Genomic DNA, 22,387 nt, shown 5'->3' with positions numbered 1-22,387 from the left:
GGGTATGGTTGGTGTGGCGTGGGGTGGGTGGGGTACGCGCTGTGTCTGTCCCCCCCTCCCCCCCCCCCCCCCCCCCCCCCCCCCCCCCCCCCCCCCCCCCCCCCCCCCCCACCGGCCGTCGTCAGCGCCAGTCCACTTTGAACACCCACGCGTGCTTCCCCGCCGCCCGCGCCGCCGCCGGGACGTCGATGACGAGACGGCCGTCGTTCTGAGTCCAGTGCAGCGGCCCGCCGTAGCCGAGCATGCTCACGCGGTCGCCCTGCCGGATCGGGACCGGAGCATCGACCACCAGCTGTGAACCGGGCGCGACGAGCGACATGACGTAGAACGCCGAACCAGGCTGCACGGTAAACCGCAGATCGCCGAGCTGGGCCATCCGCGACCAGTACGTGGTGCCGTAGATCGCCTCCCCGTTGGTGCGCAGCCAAGCGCCGGTCTCGCGCAGCCGTTGCTGCATCACGGCGGGGATGGTGCCGTCGAAGTCAGGGCCGATGTCCAGCAGGAAGTTGCCGTTCTTCGACACCACGTCGACCAGCGTGTGCACCACGTCGTCGGTGGTCATGTACTTGTCGTCCGGCGTCGCGCGGTTGTAGCCGTAGGAGAACGGGTCCAGGCCCCGGCTCGACTCCCACTTCGCGACGACGGTGTTCGGGTACGTCGTGTACTCCGGCGTGGTGAAGTCGTGGTCCGGGATGCCGCCGCGGTCGTTGTAGGTGACGTCCTTGGGCCGACGGCGGTTCTTGGCGCGGTTGAAGTACTCGGTGAGCACCTCGCGGCTGTCGTTCACGCCGCCGATGTCGAACCAGAGGACGTCCGGGTCGAAGCCGGAGATCAGCTCCAGCACTTGCGGCGCCTGGAGGTCCTTCACGAAATCGCGTCCGGCGGTGTAGCCGGTGTAGGGCAGCGGCGCACCGGTGTACGGATTGCGCGGCGCGTGGCCCATCCACGGGTTGTCCGGGTTGAACCATTCGGGCAGCGAGAAATACAGGCCGTTGCGCAGACCCGGCGTGTACTTGCGCGAGGCGGCGAACAGGTCGGCGACGAGGTCGCGGCGCGGGCCGAGCTTCTTCGCGTTGCGGCCGCTGACTTTGGTGTCCCACAGAGCGAATCCGTCGTGATGCTTGGACGTGAGCACGTAGTACTGCGCGCCCGCGTCCTCGATCAGGTGCACCCACGAACGCGGGTCGAACCGCGCTGCGGTGAACTTCGGGATGAAGTCGTCGTACACGAACGATTCGCCGTACGTTTTGGCGTGATATGCGTACGTGGGGCCGTTGGGATCTTGCTGGTTGTTCCAGTACCACTCGGCGTACTGCTGCCCGACCGGAGCCCACGCGGGCACCGAGTACACGCCCCAGTGGATGAAGATCCCGAATTTGGCGTCGCAGAACCAATACGGCGCGCGGTGGGCGGAAAGCGACGCGTCGGTCGGCCGGAAGTCCGGGATGCCGAGCGGCACCGGCAGCGTCCGGGTGGCGATCGCCGAACGGTCGGCGAGCACCCGGATCCGGCCGGTCGCCGGCGTCCCGGCGGGCAGGCCGCGATCGGGGATCAGGCCGAGCCGCACCGTGGTCTGCTCGCCCGGGGCGAGGCGGGGGACGGGCGCGGGCGTGCGCACCCGGCCGCCGGGGACGTCGAGCGTGACGGTGATCCGGTCGCGCGTTTCCAGCCAGACCGTGCCGGTGTTGACAATCGTCGCCTCGACCGCTTGCGGACCGCCGTCCTGCAGCAGGTTCGCGGTCGCGCGGGCATCGAGGACGGTGGCCGAACGACCTTGCGCGACCGGCTGCAGCGTCAAGGCGAACACATGCAGGCTCGCCACATTCGCCGCGGGCGGGGCGGTTTTGGGCAACGTCAAGCCGACCGCTTCCCGCGCCGGGTCGATCCACACCTGCGCGCTGCCGATCGACACCGGGTTCTGGTCGGTGACCCCGCCCGGGCCGTAGCGGAAGGCCGAGGCGACGGCACCGCCGGAGCCGTACCAGTCGGAACCGGAAAGCGTGGCGGTGCTTGTGCTGCCGTCGGCGTAGTGGACGGTCGCATTGCCTCCGGTGCTGCCGTAACTGCACGCGACGAGGAACGCGGCGCCGTAGTACCGGCCTTTCGGCAGGTCGATGCGCTGGCCGAGCGCGATGACGTTGTTCTTCGCCCCGGCTGCCGCCGAGCCGAGCACATACGGCACGCCGCCCGCGGTGACCGTGCTGCCCGCCGGGATTTGCTCCGCCGGGAAGGTGTAGCCGGAGCCGTCGAAGTTCCCGTCATGCGCACTCGCGGAGTCGATGCCGTCATTGTCGAACCACGCGTCGAGCGGGACGGGCACCGGCGGAGGCGGCGGCACGACCGGCGCGCCCGCCCCGTCGGCGACCACCGGTTGCGCTGTCCCGCCCGCGGCAGCCGCGGTGCCCGCCGTGCCGAGCAGAACCGCGCCGCCGAGAGCCAGGCCGAGCGCCTGCCGACGAGGATAGGTCGTCATGGAACCTCCACAGTGAAGTCCAGTGGTCCGATGCCTGACGGAGAAATGGGGGACCGGCAGGGAAATCGGGCGAGCATGCGGCCGATACATCTGATGAATCATCGTCGGCGCGCACTGGAGTGCTGTCAAGGAGATCCCGCTGAGCGGAGCAACGCGAGAAGCCGGCCGCGCGGGGTGGCCGGCTTCTCGCGCGAGAGTCAGGAACGCAGCCAGACCGCCGTGTCCGTCGGCAGCTCGGCGGTTACCGGGTCGCTGGCCAGCAGAATTTCCGCATGCGGCGGCAGCGGGACCGGCGAACCGGAGAAGTTGAGGACGAACGCAAACCCCGGCCCCCGGCGGAAGGCGAGGACGCCGTCGCCGAGCGAAAGCCACTCCAGTTCTCCGCTCAGTTCCGCGCGCAGCCGCAGCCCCGCGCGGTAAAGCCGGAGCATCGACGCCGGGTCCGCCGCCTGCGCTTCCGCCGTGTACGCCCGCCATTCCCCGGGCTGCGGCAGCCACGCACCCCCGGGGCCGAAGCCGAACGGCGGTGCTTCGCCGGACCACGGCAGCGGCACCCGGCAGCCGTCGCGGCCGGGGTCGGCGCCGTTCGTGCGCGCCCACACCGGGTCCTGCCGCAGCTCTGCGGGGATGTCCTCGACCTCCCACAGCCCCAGCTCTTCGCCCTGGTAGACGTACATCCCGCCGGGCAGCGCCATGGTCAGCAACGCCGCCGCGCGGGCCCGCCGGGTGCCCAGCGCCAGGTCTACGGGAGTGCCGTGCAGCCGGTCAGCGAACGAGAAACCGGTGTCGCCCGTTCGCCCGTACCGCGTGACGTGCCGGGTGACGTCGTGGTTCGACAGCACCCAGGCGGGCGGTGCGCCGACAGCGTCGTGCGCTCGCAGCGTCCGCTCGATGACCTCCCGGAAGCGCGCCGGATCCCAAGGACAGACGAGGAAATCGAAATTGAACGCCGAATGCAGCTCGTCGCGGCGCAGGTACCGCGCGGTCCGGGTCATGTCCGGCAGCCACATCTCGCCGACCAGCACGCGCTCGCCCGGGTAGCTGTCGGCGATCTTCCGCCACGACCGGTAGATCTCGTGCAGCCCCTCCTGATCGGAGAACGGCGTCTCGTCGCCCGCCTCGACGTCCGGCAGCCGCGCGTCCTTCACCAGCCCGTCGGCGACGTCGATGCGGAAGCCGTCCGCGCCGCGGTCGAACCAGAACCGCAGGATGTCCTCGAACTCGGCGCGCACGTCCTGGTTGTCCCAGTTGAAATCCGGCTGCCGCGAGCTGTAGAGGTGCAGGTACCACTCGCCGTCGGGCACCCGGGTCCACGCGGACCCGCCGAAGCGCGACTTCCAGTTGTTCGGCGGTTCGGCGCCGTCCGGCCCGCGGCCCGGCCGGAACCAGAACCGTTGCCGCTCAACCGATCCCGGCCCGGCGGCGAGAGCTGCCTGGAACCAGCGGTGCTCGTCGGAACAGTGGTTCGGCACGATGTCGATGATCACCCGCAGGCCGAGCCCGTGCGCCTCGGCGATCAGCGCCTCGGCTTCGGCGAGCGAGCCGAAAAGCGGGTCTATGTCGCGGAAATCGGCGACGTCGTAGCCGCCGTCGTCCATCGGCGACGGGTACCACGGGGTGAACCAGAGCGTGTCGACGCCGAGCGCGGCCAGGTGGCCGAGCCGCGCGCGGACCCCGGCGAGATCGCCGACGCCGTCGCCGTTGCCGTCGGCGAAACTGCGGACGTAGATCTGGTAGATCGCCGCGGTGCGCCACCAGCCGTCCTGCCTACGCGATGCGGTCACGGAAAAACCCTCCTCGTGGTGGGGGAAAGCCGAAGACGCGGAACGGGCTCAGCCCTTGAGCCCGCCCGCGGTGAGCCCGGAGAGGATCTGCCGCTGGAACACCAGGAACAGCGCCACCATCGGCAGGCTGGCCAGCACCATCCCGGCGGTCAGCACGTTGAGCGGCATGTCGATCGCCACGCGCTGCAGCATCACCGAAAGGGTTTGCTTGCCGGTGTCCGGGAACACCAGCAGCGGCCAGATGAAGTCCTTCCACGCGGTGACCACCGCGAGGATCGACACCACGGCCAGGATCGGCCGCGAGATCGGCAGCACGATCCGCCACAGCGTGCGGACCGGACCGGCACCGTCGAGCCGGGCGGCTTCGATCAGCTCGTCCGGGATCCGGTCGAAAAACCGTTTCAGCACATAGACGTTGAACGCGTTCGCGGCGGCGGGCAGCCAGACCGCGGCGGGGGAGTCGATCAGGTTCAGGTGCAGCAGCGGCAGATCGGTGATGGTGACGTAGGTCGGCACCAGCAGCGCGGCGGCGGGCAGCATCAGGGTGGCGAGCATGAGCCCGAGCACGGCGTTGCCGAACTTCGGCCGCAGTTTCGACAGCGCGAAGGCGGCGGGGACGTCGATGGCCATCTGCGCCAGCCACGCCCCGCCCGCGACGACCAGGGTGTTGAGGAAGTACTTGCCGAGGTTCAGCTGGTCCCAGGCCTCGGCGAAGGTCTCCGGATGCCATTCGTGCGGGACGAGCGTGGCCGGGGTCTGCGCGAGTTCCTGCGGCGTCTTCATCGCCCCGGTGACGGCCCAGTACAGCGGGAAGAGGAAGGCGAGCACGAAAACCAGGAGCGTGCAGGCGAAAACGACGCCGTAGACCGCCTTGCCGCGGCGGCTGCGCAACGCGCCGGGGGAGACGAGCGTTCTCATGCCTGGTCCGCCTTCCGGGTCAGCCGGACGTACAGCGCCGAAAACACGCCGAGCGCCAGGAACAGCAGCAGGCTCATCGCGCTGGCCGAGCCGAAATCGTTGTAGACGAAGGCGTAGCGGTAGAGCAGCAGGAGCACGGTCACCGTGGAATCGTCCGGCCCGCCGCCGGTCATCACGTACGGTTCGGTGAACACCTGCATGGTCGCGACGATCTGCAGCAGCAGGAGCATCAGCAGGACGAACCGGGTCTGCGGGAACGTCACGTGCCGCAGCCGTTTCCACATCCCGGCCCCGTCGAGTTCCGCGGCCTCGTACAGTTCGCCGGGGATCGTGCCGAGCGCGGCCAGGTAGATCAGCGTGGTGCTGCCCATGTTCGCCCACGTCGAGACGAACACCAGCGACAGCATCGCAGTGCCGCTCGAATCCAGCCATTGCGGCCCGGACAGGCCCACCGCGCCGAGCGCGGAGTTGAACAGGCCGGAACCCGGGTCGTAGAACCATTTCCACATCAGCGCGGTCACCACCGGCGGCAGCATCACCGGCAGGTACACCGCGAGCCGGAAGAACGCGCGGGCGTGGCGCAGTTCGTTGAGCAGCACCGCGGTCAGGAACGGCACCGCGAAACCGAAAACCAGGGCGAGAACGGTGAACAGCAACGTGTTCCGCCAGGCGACGCCGAACAGCGGGTCCGCGAACAGCCGGGCGAAATTGTCGAAGCCGACCCACGTGGGCGGGTTGACGAAATCGACCTGCTGGAAGCTGAGCAGCACCCCGCGCACGATCGGGTACCAGGAGAACAGCGCGAACACCACCAGCGCGGCGCACAGCAGGCCGTAGGCGGTGAGGTTCTCCTTGAGCTTGCGGCGCAGCCGGGCCCGGCGGTGCGCGGACGGGGAGGCGGCCGGGCGCCTGGCCGGCGACGAGGACGTCGCGGGCCAGGCGAGGAGGCTACTTGACCTGGGCGAGGACACTGGTGACCTTCGCCGCGGCGGACGAGAGCAGCTGGTCGACGTTCGCGTTCCGGTCGGTGAGCACCGCCTGCATCACGCTGTCCAGGATCGCGTAGACCTGCTGCGCGTTCGGCGGTTCGACACTGCCTTTGATCTTGCTCGTCGTGTCTACATAGGACTGGTAGTTCTTCGCCGGAACGTTGGCGTACTGGGCTTTCAGCGCCAGCTGCTTCTCGCGCACCGCGCCCTGCCAGACGTCCGGGGTCGGCTCGGCGGGCAGGCCGACCGGCTGCTTGCCGTCGACGTACTGCTTGATGTGCTTCTCGAAGCGGTCCGGGTTGAGATACTTCCACTGGATCCATTCGAGGCCCGCCTTGATCTTCTCCGGCGACGCCTTCGGGTTGATCATGTAGCCCTCGCCGCCGAGCAGCGTGCCCTTGCCGTCCGGCATCCCGGCGATGCCGTAGTCCTCGTACTTGCCGTTGAACTGCTTGACGAGCACGGGCACGTTGTCCGGGGCGGCCATGTACATGCCGAGCTGGCCCGCGCCCATCATCCGCTGCACGTCCTGGGCCTCCAGCAATTGCTTGCTGCCCATGGAATCGTCGGTCCAGCGCAGGTCGTGGAGCAGGTTCAGGGCCGCCTTGCCTTTTTCGTTGTCGAAATCGGCGACCCATTTGCCGCCGTCCTTGCGCGCGACGGAACCGCCCATCGACGCCAGCCAGCCGGTGAGATGCCAGCCGCCCTGGTTGTTCTTGCTGTAGTCGGCGTACCCGACGATTCCGTTGCCCAGCGCGGAAATCTTCTTCGCGGCCGCGCGCACCTCGTCCCAGGTCTTCGGCGGGTTGTCCGGGTCGAGCCCGGCTTTCTGGAACAGCGGGCGGCTGTAGAGCAGGCCCATGGTGTAGTTCATCGTCGGCAGGCCGTAGAGCTTGCCGTCCGGGCCGCGGAAATTGTCGAGCAGTTCCGGCTTGATGTCGTTGACGTGCGGGACTTTCTTGGCCGCTTCGGTGATGTCCGCGGCCTGGTGCCGGGCGATGATCTGGGCGGGGTCGGTGAAATAGACGTAGTAGACGTCTTCGAGCTGCCCGCCCGCCAGCTTCGCGCCGAACGTCTTGGGGTCCATGAACCCTTCGTGCGGTTCGATGCGGATGTTCGGGTGCGAGGCCTCGAATTCCTTGACGTCGGCGTCGAACACGCCGCGCTCGAACGGCTGGCTCGCCGGCGGCTGGCCGGTGACGGTGATCGTGACCGGGCCCCCGGCGGAGCTTCCCGGGTCTCCGCCGCTCCCGCAGGCGGTGGTTCCCAGAACCAGGCAGGTCGCGGCGAGCAGGGCGAACGTCCGGCGGGAAACGGCGGGGGACCAGGGTCTGCTCATCTCAAGCCTCATCTCGCGGGGGAGCAACACGTGATGGCGGTCACCCTAGAGGCGCGGACCGCCGATCCGCAAGAACTCGACGAGAATCTGCAACTTATGAACAGTCAGCTCGGGCAGGTTCAGCCGGTCCGGCGGGCAGTGGAGCCGCGCACCACCAGCTCCGGCGCGAACAGCAGTTCCTCCACCGCGACCTCGCCGCCGTTGATGCGTTTCACCAGCAGCTCGACCACTGCCCGGCCCATCGCCTCGATCGGCTGGCGGGTGGTCGTCAGCGGCGGGTCAGTGCAGTTCATCAGCGCCGAATCGTCGTAGCCGACCACCGAAATGTCGCCGGGCACGGACAGGCCTTGCCGCCGGGCCGCGCGGATCGCACCCAGCGCCAGCGGATCGCTCGCGCACAGCACCGCGGTGGCACCGCGCGGGTACAGCCGTGCCGCCGCCGCGTGGCCACCTTCGATGGAGAACATCCCGTGCTCCACCAGTTCGTCGAGCACCGGGAGCCCCAGTTTCGCGGCGTGCACGCGGAACGCCTCGAGCTTGCGCCGCGAGGGCACGTGGTCGCTCGGCCCCAGCACCAGGCCGATTTTCTCGTGGCCGAGCGAGCTCAGATGCCCGACGGCCTGCTCGACAGCCACCGCGTCGTCGCACGACACCTGCGGCAGGCCGAGGTGGCCGACCGCCGCGTTGATCAGCACCGTCGGCAGCCGTCGCTCCACGAGGCGGTGGTAGTGCGTGTGCGCGGCGTCGGCCTGCGCGTACATCCCGCCAGCGAACACCACGCCGGAGACCTGCTGCTGCAGCAGCATCTCGACGTACTCCGCCTCCGACACCCCGCCCGCGGTCCGCGTGCACAGCACCGGCGTGAAGCCCTGCTGGGCCAGCGCGTTGCCCATCACCTCGGCCAGCGCCGGGAAAATCGGGTTCTGCAGCTCCGGCAGCACCAGCCCGACGAGCCGGGCCCGCTCGCCGCGCAACTGCGTCGGCCGCTCGTAGCCCAGCACGTCCAGCGCGGTGAGCACGGCGGCCCGGGTGCTCGCGGACACCCCGGCCTTGCCGTTGAGCACCCGGCTGACCGTGGCTTCGCTGACCCCGACCTGGCGGGCGACTTCGGCAAGACGACGTGTCATGAGTGAAAGTTACCGCAAACCCGCGCAAGTTTCCGACAGAACGCGCGCACCGCTTGCTCTCGCGGATAAACTCCTGGTCGCGGGGCATGCTGCTCGATCAGCGGCGTTGACTTACCGCCAGCATTCGGCTGTAATTCTTGAACGAATCAGTGAAAATACCTGACGAGATCTCCGGCCACTGCGGTAGCCGCCCCGGGGATCCAGCCTCAACGAAGAGGTGCCATGCCCCCTGTTCCGCGCTGTTCTCGTGCGCCTCCCGGCCGGTGCGCCCACCGGTCCGCTCCCTGGTCCCCGCCGTCCCGCGCCACGCGGGGCGCTCCTGTTCGAGTCGTCTCCCTCCTCCTTGGATCAGAGGAAACCCATGAGAACGAAGCGACTGCTCGCGCGCGCCGCGATCGCCGCCCTGTCCCTTCTCCTGACCGCCCCCGCTTGGCCAGCGAGCGGTGCGTCGGCCGAACCTGCTGCTCAGCCAGTCGTCCAGCCCGCCGCTCAAGCCGCCACCGCGACGTACACCGCCAGCAGCCAGCTCCCCGGCTATCCCGTCGCCAACGTCGGCGACGGCAACCAGGCGACGTACTGGGAAAGCACGAACAACCAGTTCCCGCAATGGATCCAGGCCGACCTCGGCTCCGCGGCGAACGTCGCCCAGCTCGTCCTCAAACTGCCCGCGAACTGGGAAGCCCGCACCGAAACCTTCGCGGTGCAAGGCAGCGCGAACGGCGCGAGCTTCAGCGACCTCGTGCCGTCGGCGGGCTACCGGTTCGACCCGGCGACCGGCAATACCGTCACCGTGAACCTCACCGGCAGCACCCGCTATGTCCGGCTGACCATCACCGCCAACACCGGCTGGCCCGCCGCGCAGCTGTCCGAGTTCGAGGTGCACGGCCCGGCGGGCGGCGACACGCAGCCGCCGGCCGCGCCCGGCAACCTCGCCTACACCGAGCCCGCGTCCGGCCAGATCCGCCTGACCTGGTCGGCGTCCACGGACAACACCGGCGTCACCGGCTATGACGTGTACGCCAACGGCCAGCTGCGCGGCAGTGTCGCCGGGGACGTGCTGACCTACACCGACAATCAGCCAGCCAGCGCGAGCGTCGCCTACTACGTGCGCGCCCGCGACGCGGCGGGCAACCAGTCGGCGAACAGCAATACCGTGACTCGCAACGGCACGCAGAGCGGCACGAACCTCGCGCTGCACAAGCCGATCACAGCGTCGTCGACCCAGCAGACCTACGTCGCGGCCAACGCCAACGACGACTCGGTGACCACGTATTGGGAGGGCAGCGGGGCATACCCGAACCTCCTGACCGTGGCCCTCGGCGCCCACGCCGACCTCGACCGGGTCGTGGTGAAGCTCAACCCGGACCCGGCGTGGAGCGCGCGGACGCAGACGATCGCCGTCGAGGGCCGTGACCAAGGCGCGACCGACTTCACCACGCTGAGCCCCGCGCAGACGTACAGCTTCGATCCCGCGAGCGGCAACACCGTGACCATCCCGGTCAGCGGCCGGGCCAGCGACGTCCGCCTCCGCTTCACCGCCAACTCCGGCGCGGGCGGCGGTCAGGCCGCGGAATTCCAGGTCTTCGGCGTGCCCGCGCCGAACCCGGACCTCACGGTGTCGAACGTTTCCTGGTCGCCGCAGAACCCGGTGGAGACTGACGCGATCACGGCGTCGGCGACCGTCCGCAACGCCGGGACAGCGGCCTCGGGCGCGACCGACGTCAACCTCTACCTCGGCAAGACGAAGGTCGGAACAGCGGCGGTCGGCGCGCTCGCGGCCGGAGCGTCCACGACGGTTTCGGCGAATATCGGCACCCGGGACGCGGGCAGCTACGACGTGACCGCGAAGGTCGACGAGGCCAACGTCGTCGTGGAACAGAATGAGGACAACAACTCCTACACGAGCTCGACGCCGCTGGTCGTCAGCCCGGTGCAGAGTTCTGACCTCGTCGCGGCCACGGCGTGGTCGCCGAACAACCCGGCGGCGGGCAACCTGGTGACCTTCACCGCGACCCTGCGCAACCAGGGCACGGTCGCCTCGGCGGACGGTTCCCACGGCGTCACGGTGACAGTCGCGGACCAGAACGGCACGGTCGTCAAGACGCTGAGCGGTTCCTCGACCGGGGTTATCGCACCCGGAGCTACCGCAGCGGTGACGCTCGGGAGCTGGACGGCCACGAACGGCCGGTACACGGTGAAGACGGTCGTCGCGAACGACGCTAACGAGCTGCCTGCCAAGCAGGGCAACAACACCAGCACCCAATCGTTGTTCGTCGGCCGCGGCGCCAACATGCCCTACGACATGTACGAAGCCGAGGACGGCGTCGTCGCGGGCGGTGCGTCCGTGATCGGGCCGAACCGGACGATCGGCGATCTCGCGGGCGAGGCGTCGGGCCGGAAGGCCGTGACGCTGAACGCGACCGGCTCCTCGGTGGAGTTCACCACCCGCGCGGCGACCAACACGCTCGTCACGCGGTTCTCGATGCCGGACGCCGCGGGCGGCGGCGGGCAGAACTCGACGCTGAACGTGTACGTCGACGGCACGTTCCTCAAAGCGATCGACCTGACCTCGCACTACGCGTGGCTCTACGGGGCCGAAACGTCGCCGGGGAACTCGCCTGGCGCGGGACCGGCGCGGCACATCTACGACGAGGCGAGCATGCTGCTCGGCACGACCGTGCCGGCCGGGCACAAGATCAAACTGCAGAAGGACGCCGCGAACAGTTCGACCTACGCGATCGACTTCGTGAACTTCGAACTGGCCTCGGCGACCGCGAATCCGGACCCGGCGCACTACGCGGTCCCGGCCGGGTTCAGCCAGCAGGACGTGCAGGCCGCGCTGGACAAGGCCCGCCAGGACCCGAACCTCACCGGCGTCTATCTCCCCGCCGGGCAGTACCCGATGACCAGCAAGGTCACCGTGTACGGCAAGCCGGTCACGATCGTCGGCGCCGGACCGTGGTTCACCCGGTTCACCGCGCCGTCCGGGCAGGAGAACACCGACATCGGGTTCGACACGCAGGCCAGCGCGAGCGGGTCGACGTTCAGCGGGTTCGCCGTGTTCGGCAACTACACCTCCCGCATCGACGGCCCCGGCAAGGTCTTCAACTTCACCGGCGTCACGAACATGACCATCGACAACATCTGGGTGGAGCACCAGGTGTGCATGCTCTGGGCGACCAATGTGGACAACTCCACGGTGAAGAACTCCCGCATCCGCGACACGTTCGCCGACGGCGTCAACTTCACCAACGGCAGCACCGGAAACCACGTCACCAACAACGAGGCCCGGTCCACCGGCGACGACAGCTTCGCGTTGTTCGCCGCCACGGACATCAACCAGGGCAACCAGTACGACAACGTGTTCGAGAACCTGACCGCGCTGCTCCCGTGGCGCGCGGCGGGCCTCGCGGTGTACGGCGGGTACAACAACACCTTCCGGAACCTTTACATCGCGGACACGCTGACGTACTCCGGGATCACGCTCAGCTCGCTCGATTTCGGCTATCCGTTCCTCGGGTTCGGGCCGCAGCCGACGACCGTGCAGAACGCCTCGCTCGTCCGCGCCGGCGGGCATTTCTGGGGCAAGCAGACGTTCCCGGCGATCTGGATGTTCTCCGCGTCCAAGGAGTTCCGCGGCATCCGGGTGTCCGATGTGGACATTAAGAGCCCGACCTACAGCGGCATCATGTTCCAGACCAAATACGACGGCAGCCAGCCGGAGAACCCGGTCCAGGACACGGTGCTGACGAACGTGTCGATCAGCGGGGCGCACCGCAGCGGCGACGAGTTCGACGCCAAGTCCGGGATCGGGATCTGGGCCAACGAGCAGCCGGAGCCCGGACAGGGCCCGGCGGTCGGGTCGGCGACGTTCACCGGGCTCACGCTGAGCGACAACGACCAGGACGTCCGGAACACGACGACCACGTTCACGATCAACCGCACCTGAGCACGCGGGCGCCCGCTTCTCCGGGGCGGGCGCCCGTTTCCCCGCCGTCGCACAGAAGAGAAGACGCCATGACACGTATGCGTTTGTCCCGTCTCGTCGCCGGTTTCCTCGCCGCAGGGCTCTTCGCGGCGGGTCTCACCCACGCCGCCGCGGCCGGTGGCCCCTCGCCTGGCCCCGCTCCGAACGCCGCTGATGTGCCCTTGTCCCGGACAGTGTCGGCAAGCAGCGTGCAACCTGGCTATCCCGTCGCCAACGCCTTCGACGGCAATCAAGCCACCTACTGGGAATCGGCCAACAACGCCTTCCCGCAATGGATCCAAGCCGACCTCGGCTCGGCCAAGCCCCTCTCGCGGATCGTGCTGAAGCTGCCTGTCGCCTGGGAATCCCGCACTCAGACGCTCACCGTGCGCGGCAGCACCGACGGCACGTCCTTCACCGACCTGGTCCCCTCGACCGGCTACACCTTCGCTTTCGGCACCAACACGGTGACGATCCCGGTGACCGGGTCCGCGCGTTACGTGCGGCTGGACGTCACCGCGAACACGCAGTGGCCCGCCGCACAACTCTCGGAGTTCGAGCTGTACGGCCCGGACACCGGCGACACGCAGGCGCCGACCGCTCCGGCGAACCTCGCGCTGACCGAGCCCGCCGCCGGGCAGGTCCGGCTGACCTGGTCGCCGTCGACTGATGACGTCGGCGTCACCGGCTATACCGTCTACCGCGACGGCGTGCCGGTCACCACGGTCACCGGCACGACCTTCACCGAAAACCGGCCCGCGGGAACGCGGATCGAGTATTTTGTGCGCGCCAAAGACGCGGCCGGGAACGAGTCCGCCGACAGCAACCACGTGGTCCGGGCCGGAACGCAGACCGGCCAGAACCTCGCCGCGGGCAAGCCAATCGAAGCGTCGTCCATTGTCGGCGCTTTTGCGGCCGCCAACGCGAACGACAACAACACGGGTACTTACTGGGAGTCCGCCGCAGGCTACCCGAGCACCCTGACAGTAAAGCTCGGTGCTGACGCAGACGTCGATTCCGTCGTGGTGAAGCTCAACCCGGACCCGATTTGGGGCGCGCGGACGCAGAACTTCGAGATCCTCGGCCGCGCCCAAGGCACCACCGACTTCACCCCGCTGGCCGCGCGAGCCGACTACCGCTTCGACCCGGCCACCAACCAGAACACCGTGACCATCCCGGTCACCGGTCGCGCCGCCGACGTGCGGCTGCAGTTCTTCGCCAATTCCGGTGCGCCCGGCGGGCAAGCCGCGGAGTTCCAGGTGTTCGGCACACCCGCGCCGAACCCGGATCTGATCGTCACCGGCACCGCGTGGACCCCGTCGAACCCGACGGAAAGCAGCGAACTCGCCGTGTCCGCGACCGTGCGCAACGCCGGTTCCGCCCCCGCGCCCGCGACGACGGTCAACGTCAGCCTCGGCGGGACCGTCGTCGGATCCGCGCCGGTCAGCGCACTCGCCGCCGGAGCGTCCACCACGGTGACCGTGCAGGCAGGCAAGCGACCGCAGGGCACCTACCGCGTGGCCGCCACCGTCGACCCGGCTAACACGGTGATCGAGCAGGACGACACCAACAACACGTTCACCTCGCCGACGCAGCTGGTGATCGCCCAGGCGCCGGGCCCGGATCTCGAGGTCACTGGCATAACGCCGAACCCGCCGAACCCGGCCGTCGGCGCGCCAGTGTCCTTCACCGTCGCAGTGCACAACCGAGGCACGAGCGGCGCGGGAACTTCGATCACCCGGCTGTCCGCTGGCGAAACCACGCTGAACGCCGACACGCCCGCGATCGCAGCCGGGGCGACGGTGAACGTCGCGATGCCCGGCACGTGGACGGCCGCGAATGCGACCCTCACCGCGACGGCGGACGCGACGGACACGGTCGAGGAAACCAACGAAGCCAACAACACGCTCTCGATGCCGATGGTGGTCGGCCGCGGCGCAGCGGTGCCGTACGTCGAGTACGAAGCGGAAGCCGCGCAGTATCAAGGCCAATTGCTAGAGACTGACCCGCTGCGCACGTTCGGACACACGAATTTCGCGACCGAGTCCTCCGGCCGGAAGTCCGTGCGGCTGGCGAACCAGGGCCAGTACGTCGAATTCACCTCCACGAACCAGGCGAACTCGATCGTGGTCCGCAACTCGATCCCGGACGCTCCCGGCGGCGGGGGACAGGACGCGACGATCAGCCTGTACGTCAACGGCACTTTCGCGCAGAAGCTGAACCTGTCGTCCAAGCACAGCTGGCTCTACGGCAACACCGACGATCCCGAGGGACTGACGAACACTCCGGGAGGCGACGCGCGGCGGCTGTTCGACGAATCGCACGCGTTGCTGACGCAGTCGTATCCGCCGGGCACGAAGTTCAAGCTGCAGCGAGACAGCGGCGACAGCGCGGCGTTCTACGTCATCGACCTGATCGACCTGGAACAGGTCGCGCCGGCGTTGCCGAAACCGCCCGAATGCACGTCGATCACCGACTACGGCGCCGTCCCCGACGACGGGATCGACGATTCCGGGGCGATCCAGCGCGCGGTCACCGACGACCAGAACGGCGTGATCAGCTGCGTCTGGATCCCGCCGGGCCAGTGGCGGCAGGAACGCAAGATCCTGACCGACGACCCGGACGTGCCCAACGGCGGCGGGCAGTACAACCAGATCGGCATCTCGAACGCCACGATCCGCGGGGCGGGGATGTGGTACTCGCAGCTGTACTCGCTGATCCAGCCGCAGGACGCGGGCGGCATCAACCATCCGCACGAGGGCAACTTCGGCTTCGACATCGACAAGAACGTGCAGATCTCCGACCTCGCGATCTTCGGCTCCGGCCGGATCCGGGGCGGCGACGGCGGCGCGGAAGGCGGCGTCGGCCTCAACGGCCGGTTCGGCACCGGCACGAAGATCTCGAACGTGTGGATCGAACACGCGAACGTCGGCGTCTGGGTCGGGCGGGACTACAGCAACATCCCGGCGCTGTGGGGCCCGGCCGACGGGCTGGAGTTCAGCGGCATGCGGATCCGCGACACCTACGCCGACGGCATCAACTTCGCCAACGGCACCCGGAACTCGCGGGTGGTGAACTCGTCGTTCCGCACCACCGGCGACGATTCGCTCGCGGTGTGGGCGAATCAGTACGTGAAGGATCCCGCGGTGGACATCGGCCACGACAACGTCTTCCGCAACAACACGGTCCAGTTGCCGTGGCGGGCCAACGGCATCGCGGTCTACGGCGGGTACGGGAACAAGATCGAGAACAACCTGGTGTCCGACACGATGAACTACCCGGGCATCATGCTGGCCACCGATCACGACCCGCTGCCGTTCTCCGGGCAAACCCTGATCGCGAACAACGCGCTGTACCGCTGCGGCGGCGCGTTCTGGGGCGAACAGCAGAAGTTCGGCGCGATCACGTTCTTCGCCCAGGGCAAGGACATCCCCGGCATCGTGCTGCGGGACACGGAAATCCACGATTCGACCTACGACGGCATCCAGTTCAAAACCGGCGGCGGCGCGATGCCGGGCGTGACGATCAGCAACGTGAAAATCGACCAGTCGAACCACGGCGCGGGCATCCTCGCGATGAGCGGCGCCCGCGGAAGCGCGACGCTGACGAACGTGACGATCACGAACTCGGCGACGGGCGACGTCGTCCGCGAACCAGGCTCGCAGTTCACGATCACCGGCGGACCAGTCCCGGCGGTCGCAGCCCGCGGCCGTCGCGGCACGAGATAGGGGAGCGGCCCGGTGCCGGGGCGGCTTCCGTTCCGGCACCGTGCGTGATCATCCCCGGCCGCTGTGGAAATGGCCGGGGTACCGTGTCGAAATCCCGCGCACAGGTTCGTACCTCGGGGCGAACGGCCACCGGAGGACAAGGAGAACCCGATCATGACCGGCGAACTCAACGAGGAATTCACCGCGACCCTGCGCACAAGCCCCGCCAAGGGCGGCCACACCTACCTGGTCTGGCCCGGCTCCGCGGAGTTCTTCGGCACCCGCGGCCTGGTAAAAGTCCGCGGCACCGTGGACGGCGAACCGTTCCGCAGCTCGTTCATGGCACTGGGAGACGGCACCCACAAACTCCCAGTCAACGCCAAGCTCCGGAAGGCGATCGGCAAGGAGGCGGGGGACACGGTGACGGTGGTCCTGCTGGAGCGGCTCGCTCACTGAGCCCCGCGGGTGCCGTTGGGCTCATCGGGTGGTCGTCCGGTCGCCGGGTAAACGCCCGGCGACCACCCGAGCGTTACCCCATAAGACGTGTGCGACGGGACGCGCACCGAACTCCTGGGGGAGACATGGGGATTATCACCGGCCGTCCGGCATTGCCGATCAGCGAAGCGGCCGAGGGAACCGAATTCTCGGAAAAGGCACTGGAAACCGGAGCGTTCGATCCGCACCAGCGGTGGAGCAGGCTCGTCGGAGGCGGCGACGGAATCGTCTACGCCGTCCAGGCGGACGGCACCCTTTACTGGTACCGGCACCGGGGCTGGCCCACCGCCGCGTTCGACTGGGCCAACCAGGGCTTCGGGGTGCCGATCGGGTCCGGATGGCAGGACTTCGTCACCGTGCTCGGCGACCTGCACGGCGTCCTCTACGGCGTGCGAGGGGACGGGACGGTGCTGTACTACCAGCGTCTCGTCTCCAATCCGGACACCGGTGAGGGCACGTGGGCCAACAATGCGACCGGTGTCGTCGTCGGGAGCGGATTCACCGCGTTTCCGCGAATTTTCGGCGGACCCGGCGGAATCATCTGGTGCGTAGACGCCGACGGAATCCTGTACCGGTCGCGACGAATCAACGGCACTTTCGAAACGCCCCTGCCGCTCGGCGACGGATTCAACATCGCGCGCTATCTTTTCTCCGACACGGCGAATGTCATTTACGCCGTCAGCGGCACCGGCGCGCTCACCTGGTTCCGCTACCGCGACGGCGTCGGATGGGCGAACAGCGGGCGGCCCATCGCGATCGGCGACAACGACTGGTTCGAGCTGTTCCGCCGGGACCTGTTCGCCGGAGGCGGCAACGGCGCGATCTACCTGATCCGGATTGATCGCTCGACGGTGCCGGGCGACGACGGCGATCTCGTCGAACTGCGGCTCGCCAACCACGAGACGGTCGACACCGACGGCGGGCCCCGCTGGATCAACAACGCGACCGGTGTGGTCGTCGGGCAGGGCTTCACGGTCGAACGCAGTGCCGGGCTGCAGGGGTATCCGCAACGGCAGAGCGTGCCCGCTGGCGGCCGGGTGTCCATCGCGCTGTCGACGGCGTTCAGCTCGGTCACCGCGCAACTTGTGCGGGTAGTGCCCGGCGCGGACGCGCCGGAGCCGGTCACCGGGACGACGACCGTCGCGGGCGGCCTTCAGCTGGTGGCCGCGAACTACCGGTCCGCCGGATGCGGCTGGGCCGAGCGCTACGCCGCCGACCTCCCCGCGACCTGGCCGTCCGGGGTGTACGCCGCGCGGGTGACCGGGCGGTTCGGCCGGGTCCAGCACATCCCGTTCGTGGTGCGGCCCGCGGCACCCGCGCAGAAGATCGCCGTGGTGCTGCCGACCAACACCTACCACGCCTACAACGGCTGGAGCGGGCACGACCAGTACTCCGAGGGCCAGGAAGGCGTCCAGCGCACCATCTCGTTCCTGCGGCCCAGCTACACCTGGCTGATCGCCCCGAAGGGACAGTACGACGTGGAGCTGTACAGCGACCTGGAACTGCTGCGCTGGCTGAGCGCCGAGCAGATCGGGTTCGATTGCTACACCGACCACGATCTGCACACCGGCGGCTGGCTCCCGGCCTATCGCGCCGTCGTGCTCGGCTCGCACCCGGAGTATTTCTCGATGGCCATGCGCACCAACCTGGCGAACTACCTCGCGGCCGGGGGCAGCGTGATCGGCACCGGCGGAAACCAGATCTACGAGCGCGCGGAATTCGACGCCGACGGCACCGCCTTGACGTTCCGCGCCGCCGACGGCAGCCGCGACCTGTTCCTCGACCACTACAACCTGCCCGAGTCGCAGCTGCTCGGGGTGAATTTCGAATACGAGGGCTGGATGACCTTCGCGCCGTACCGGGTGCTGCGCGACCACCCGTTCCTGGCCGGGACGGGGCTGACGGCTGGCAGTGAGTTCGGCGCGCACGGCCGCAACGGCGCCGCGAGCGCCTGGGAATTCGACACGCTCCAGGGTCTCGACGGCGAGGTGCCGCCGAGCGGGGTCATCGCACAAGGCACGAACCCGACAGCCCGCGCGGGCGCGGCGATGACCTGCAAGGAACTGCCCGGCGGCGGATTCGTGTTCAGCGCGTCGTCGATGACCTTCAATGGAGCGATCCGGTCGGACCCGGTGGTGCGGAGGCTGCTGCGGAACGTGTTCGACCGGGCGCTCAGCCGTCCCGCGCCGACAAGCCCCGGCCCCGCCTCGGCCGCCGGGAATGAGACCGGATAGTTGAACGTTTGACGATGCGTGAAGAAGATTGGCTTCCTGTCGTTCGGCCACTGGTCGCCGAGCCCGCACTCCGAGACCCGGTCGGCCGCCGACTTCCTGCACCAGTCGATCGACCTCGCGGTCGCGGCGGAGGAGCTGGGCGTCGACGGCGCGTACTTCCGCGTGCACCACTTCGCGCGGCAGGCGGGCAGCCCGTTCCCGCTGCTCGCGGCCATCGGCGCGCGGACCTCGAAGATCGAGATCGGCACCGGCGTGATCGACATGCGCTACGAGAACCCGCTGTACATGGTCGAGGACGCCGGCGCCGCCGACCTCATCTCCCGGGGCAGGCTGCAGCTCGGCGTCAGCCGGGGATCCCCCGAGCAGGTGATCGACGGCTGGCGGTACTTCGGCTACGCCCCCGCGGAGGGCGAGACCGACGCGGACATGGCCCGCGAACGGGTCGAGGTCTTCCTGAAGCTTCTCGAGGGCGAGGGCTTCGCGAAACCGAACCCGCGGCCGATGTTCGCCAACCCGCCGGGCCTGCTCCGCCTCGAACCGCACTCCGAAGGCCTGCGCGACCGCATCTGGTGGGGCTCCGGTTCGAACGCGACGGCCGTCTGGGCGGCGAAACTCGGCATGAACCTGCAAAGCTCCACGCTCAAGGACGACGAAACGGGCGAACCGCTGCACGTCCAGCAGCGCAAGCAGATCGAGGCCTACCGCGAGGCGTGGAAGGAAGCCGGCCACGAGCGCGAGCCGAGGGTGTCGGTCAGCCGCAGCATCTTCGCGCTGACCAACGACCTGGACCGCGCCTACTTCGGCCGCGACCGCAACTCGCGCGACCAGATCGGCATGATCGACGAGAACACGCGCGCGATCTTCGGCCGCTCGTACGCCGCGGAGCCGGACGAACTGGTGCGCGAGCTGAAGGAAGACGAAGCGGTCCAGGCCGCGGACACCTTGCTGCTGACCGTGCCGAACCAGCTGGGTGTCGACTACAACGCGCACGTGCTGGAGAGCATTCTGACGCACGTCGCTCCGGAGCTGGGCTGGCGCTGACCGCGCCCCGGACGAGGGGACGGCCCACTGTTCTCTCGTCCGGCTCTCGCGAGGACGCACGCCCGTGCCTGGCCCGTCGGCCAGTCCCGCTAGCATCACTGAGTTTCGGCGAGGCGGGAAAAGGGGCGGAAAGTGGACACGGGGACTTTGAGCGGGCCGATCCGGCCCCCGCGGTCGTCGGACGGGGAGCGAAGACGCGTTTTCCGGCCGGACATCCAGGCGCTGCGCGCCGTCGCGGTCGGTCTCGTCGTGCTGAACCACCTCTGGCCCGCGCGCGTGACCGGCGGATACGTCGGCGTGGACGTCTTCTTCGTCATTTCCGGCTTCCTGATCACCTCGCACCTGGTCCGCGAGGTCGCGAGCACCGGGCGGATCCGGCTCGCGAAGTTCTACGCCCGCCGCGTGCGCCGTCTCCTGCCCGCGGCGTTTCTCGTGCTGGCTTTCGTCCTCGTCGCCGCGTATTTCCTGCTGCCCTTCCCCCGCTGGGAGTCCAACGCGCAGGAAGTCGTCGCCAGCGCGCTGTACTGGGAAAACTGGCTGCTCGCCGCGAATTCCGTCGACTATTCGCACCTGACCCAGTCGGCGAGCCTGTCCCAGCACTACTGGTCGCTCTCGGTCGAGGAGCAGTTCTACCTGTTCTGGCCGTTGCTGCTCCTGCTGCTGTTCAAGATCCGCGCGCGATGGGCGCGGCTGGCCGGGATCGTGCTGATCGGGGCCGCCTCCCTGGGCTTCAGCATCTGGTTCACCGATGTGTCCAAGAGCCAGGCTTATTTCGTGACGCCGGTGCGGGTGTGGGAGTTCGCGCTCGGCGCGTTGCTGGCGCTCGGCGGCGCGAAGCTCGTTCTGCCGAAGATCGCGGCGAACCTGGCCTCGCTGGCCGGCGTCGCCGCCATTGTCGCCGCGGCGGTGCTGTACGACGATGAGACCGCTTTCCCCGGTGCGACCGCGCTCCTGCCCGCGGTCGGCACCGCGCTGGTCATTTTCGGCGGCACCCGCGACGGGCGGCAATGGCACACGCCGCTGTCCTCTTCGCCGCCGGTGCAGTGGCTGGGGAATGTCAGCTACTCGCTGTACCTGTGGCACTGGCCGCTGATCATGCTCGCCCCGTTCGCCTTCCCCGGCGCGCTGGCCGCGGGAGCGCCGACCTGGCAGCTCAAGGTGGGCATCCTGGCCGCGTCGCTGGCCGTGGCGCACGTGTCGAAGCGGTTCGTCGAGGATCCGGTCCGGACCTGGCGGCCGTTGAGCCGCACCTCCGGGGTGACGTTCGCCGGAATGGCGGCCGGGATGGCGGTGGTGTGCGCCGCGGCGGGCGGGCTGACCTGGACCTACCAGCGGCACGTCGACCAGGAGGCCCGCGAGGTGGCCGCCGAAATGGCCGGCCCCTGCCACGGGGCGAGGGCGCTGATGGCGGGCAACGCGTGCGCCGACCCGTTCGGGCCGGCCAGGACCGTCGAGATGGGCCCGGCCAACCGGTACTACACGGCGCCCGCGGACTGCCCGCCGCCGATGTCGCAGTACGCCGCGAGCGACGGCACGAAGACGACCACCCGGTGCGATTTCAGCCAGGGCGCCGCCGAGCCGACAGTGGTGTGGCTGGTCGGCGACTCGCACGCCCAGCAATGGCAGGCGCCGCTGCTGAGCATCGCCCGCAAGAACCATTGGCTGCTTTACACGAGCTATCTGGGCGGCTGCCCGTTCGCGGACATCCGGGCGATGCAGTTCGGCCGCGACGTCACCGACCAGCGGTGCATGAGCTGGACGAAGCAGATGGTCGGCGAAATCGCGAAAACGCGGCCGGCTTACGTGTTCACGTCGTTCTACAGCCGCCACGAGCCGGCCGACGACCGCAGCGGCCGTTCGCAAACCGAGCAGTACCAGGACGGGCTGAACGCGTACTGGTCGAAATGGACCGCGGCGGGAGCTACCGTATTTGTGCTCGCCGACCCGCCGCTCAACGGACTTGTCCGCGCGACGGATTGCGTCGTGCTGAATCCGGACGATCCGCGGCAGTGCGCGGTCGACCGCTCCGTCGCGCAGCCGGAGGACCCGCTGACCGCGGCGGCCAAGGCGAGCACCGATCCGCAGGTCCGCCTGCTCGACCTGACGGACTACTTCTGCGACCGGCAACGCTGTTACGCGGTGATCGGAAAGGTCAGCGTCTACTACGACGCCAACCACCTGAACCTCGACTACAGCCTGAGTTTCGATCGGATCATCGCCGCGGCAGCAGGGATCCCTGGCTGACCGAGAAGACCGCGAGACCGGTTTTTCGCACTACGCCAACAAACCGCCTTTATCACCGTCGTGCCATGT

General features: G+C 68.8%; 12 protein-coding genes. 6 read left to right on the top strand and 6 right to left on the bottom strand.

Annotation, left to right across the window (positions count from 1 at the left end; genetic code table 11):
• Positions 1–121 precede the first annotated feature (121 nt).
• The 6 genes from ACZ63D_RS00885 to ACZ63D_RS00860 all read right to left on the bottom strand — a co-directional run bounded on the left by ACZ63D_RS00885 (position 122) and on the right by ACZ63D_RS00860 (position 8,630).
• Positions 122–2,473, bottom strand: coding sequence for an alpha-L-fucosidase (locus ACZ63D_RS00885; RefSeq protein ID WP_465352208.1), 2,352 nt, complete (start codon positions 2,471–2,473; stop codon positions 122–124).
• A 197-nt stretch (positions 2,474–2,670) separates the two neighbouring features.
• Positions 2,671–4,257 (bottom strand): glycoside hydrolase family 13 protein, encoded by a 1,587-nt coding sequence (locus ACZ63D_RS00880; RefSeq protein ID WP_465352207.1) that lies wholly within the window; start codon positions 4,255–4,257, stop codon positions 2,671–2,673.
• A gap of 48 nt (positions 4,258–4,305) precedes the next feature.
• Complete coding sequence (locus tag ACZ63D_RS00875) at positions 4,306–5,175, bottom strand: carbohydrate ABC transporter permease (RefSeq protein ID WP_465352206.1); 870 nt, start codon at positions 5,173–5,175, stop codon at positions 4,306–4,308.
• The gene (locus ACZ63D_RS00870) at positions 5,172–6,146 is read right to left on the bottom strand and encodes a carbohydrate ABC transporter permease (RefSeq protein WP_465352205.1); all 975 of its coding nucleotides are present in this window, start codon (positions 6,144–6,146) and stop codon (positions 5,172–5,174) included. Before ACZ63D_RS00870 ends, ACZ63D_RS00875 begins: the two co-directional genes overlap by 4 nt.
• Positions 6,124–7,503 carry an ABC transporter substrate-binding protein gene (locus ACZ63D_RS00865; RefSeq protein ID WP_465352204.1) on the bottom strand — a complete coding sequence of 460 codons (1,380 nt, stop codon included), beginning with the start codon at positions 7,501–7,503 and terminating at the stop codon, positions 6,124–6,126. Before ACZ63D_RS00865 ends, ACZ63D_RS00870 begins: the two co-directional genes overlap by 23 nt.
• A gap of 119 nt (positions 7,504–7,622) precedes the next feature.
• Complete coding sequence (locus ACZ63D_RS00860; protein WP_465352203.1) at positions 7,623–8,630, bottom strand: LacI family DNA-binding transcriptional regulator; 1,008 nt, start codon at positions 8,628–8,630, stop codon at positions 7,623–7,625.
• A gap of 361 nt (positions 8,631–8,991) precedes the next feature.
• Between ACZ63D_RS00860 and ACZ63D_RS00855 the strand changes: the two genes are divergently transcribed.
• The 6 genes from ACZ63D_RS00855 to ACZ63D_RS00830 all read left to right on the top strand — a co-directional run bounded on the left by ACZ63D_RS00855 (position 8,992) and on the right by ACZ63D_RS00830 (position 22,318).
• Entirely contained in the window at positions 8,992–12,579 is a 3,588-nt protein-coding gene (locus tag ACZ63D_RS00855; RefSeq protein WP_465352202.1) for a discoidin domain-containing protein, read from the top strand.
• A gap of 68 nt (positions 12,580–12,647) precedes the next feature.
• Positions 12,648–16,325, top strand: a complete 3,678-nt coding sequence (locus ACZ63D_RS00850) for a CARDB domain-containing protein (protein ID WP_465352201.1) — start codon at positions 12,648–12,650, stop codon at positions 16,323–16,325.
• Between the two features lie 153 nt (positions 16,326–16,478).
• Positions 16,479–16,760 carry a DUF1905 domain-containing protein gene (locus tag ACZ63D_RS00845; protein ID WP_465352200.1) on the top strand — a complete coding sequence of 94 codons (282 nt, stop codon included), beginning with the start codon at positions 16,479–16,481 and terminating at the stop codon, positions 16,758–16,760.
• A gap of 125 nt (positions 16,761–16,885) precedes the next feature.
• A complete protein-coding gene (locus ACZ63D_RS00840; protein ID WP_465352199.1) occupies positions 16,886–19,033 on the top strand; it encodes a N,N-dimethylformamidase beta subunit family domain-containing protein in 2,148 nt (715 codons plus the stop codon).
• Between the two features lie 18 nt (positions 19,034–19,051).
• Positions 19,052–20,074 (top strand): LLM class flavin-dependent oxidoreductase, encoded by a 1,023-nt coding sequence (locus tag ACZ63D_RS00835; protein ID WP_465352198.1) that lies wholly within the window; start codon positions 19,052–19,054, stop codon positions 20,072–20,074.
• A 132-nt stretch (positions 20,075–20,206) separates the two neighbouring features.
• Positions 20,207–22,318: an acyltransferase family protein gene (locus tag ACZ63D_RS00830; RefSeq protein WP_465352197.1), complete on the top strand. Its 2,112-nt coding sequence runs from the start codon at positions 20,207–20,209 to the stop codon at positions 22,316–22,318.
• Positions 22,319–22,387 lie beyond the last annotated feature (69 nt).

This window comes from Amycolatopsis sp. NPDC104775 (assembly GCF_055583325.1).
This window is presented reverse-complemented; position numbering and strand designations above follow the sequence as displayed.

Bases quoted from the DNA above. Each gene is read 5' to 3' on its own strand.
- ACZ63D_RS00840 (WP_465352199.1), top strand. From the start codon at position 16,886: ATGGGGATTATCACCGGCCGTCCGGCATTGCCGATCAGCGAAGCGGCC.
- ACZ63D_RS00865 (WP_465352204.1), bottom strand. From the start codon at position 7,503: ATGAGCAGACCCTGGTCCCCCGCCGTTTCCCGCCGGACGTTCGCCCTG.
- ACZ63D_RS00845 (WP_465352200.1), top strand. From the start codon at position 16,479: ATGACCGGCGAACTCAACGAGGAATTCACCGCGACCCTGCGCACAAGC.
- ACZ63D_RS00885 (WP_465352208.1), bottom strand. From the start codon at position 2,473: ATGACGACCTATCCTCGTCGGCAGGCGCTCGGCCTGGCTCTCGGCGGC.
- ACZ63D_RS00875 (WP_465352206.1), bottom strand. From the start codon at position 5,175: ATGAGAACGCTCGTCTCCCCCGGCGCGTTGCGCAGCCGCCGCGGCAAG.
- ACZ63D_RS00855 (WP_465352202.1), top strand. From the start codon at position 8,992: ATGAGAACGAAGCGACTGCTCGCGCGCGCCGCGATCGCCGCCCTGTCC.
- ACZ63D_RS00850 (WP_465352201.1), top strand. From the start codon at position 12,648: ATGACACGTATGCGTTTGTCCCGTCTCGTCGCCGGTTTCCTCGCCGCA.
- ACZ63D_RS00860 (WP_465352203.1), bottom strand. From the start codon at position 8,630: ATGACACGTCGTCTTGCCGAAGTCGCCCGCCAGGTCGGGGTCAGCGAA.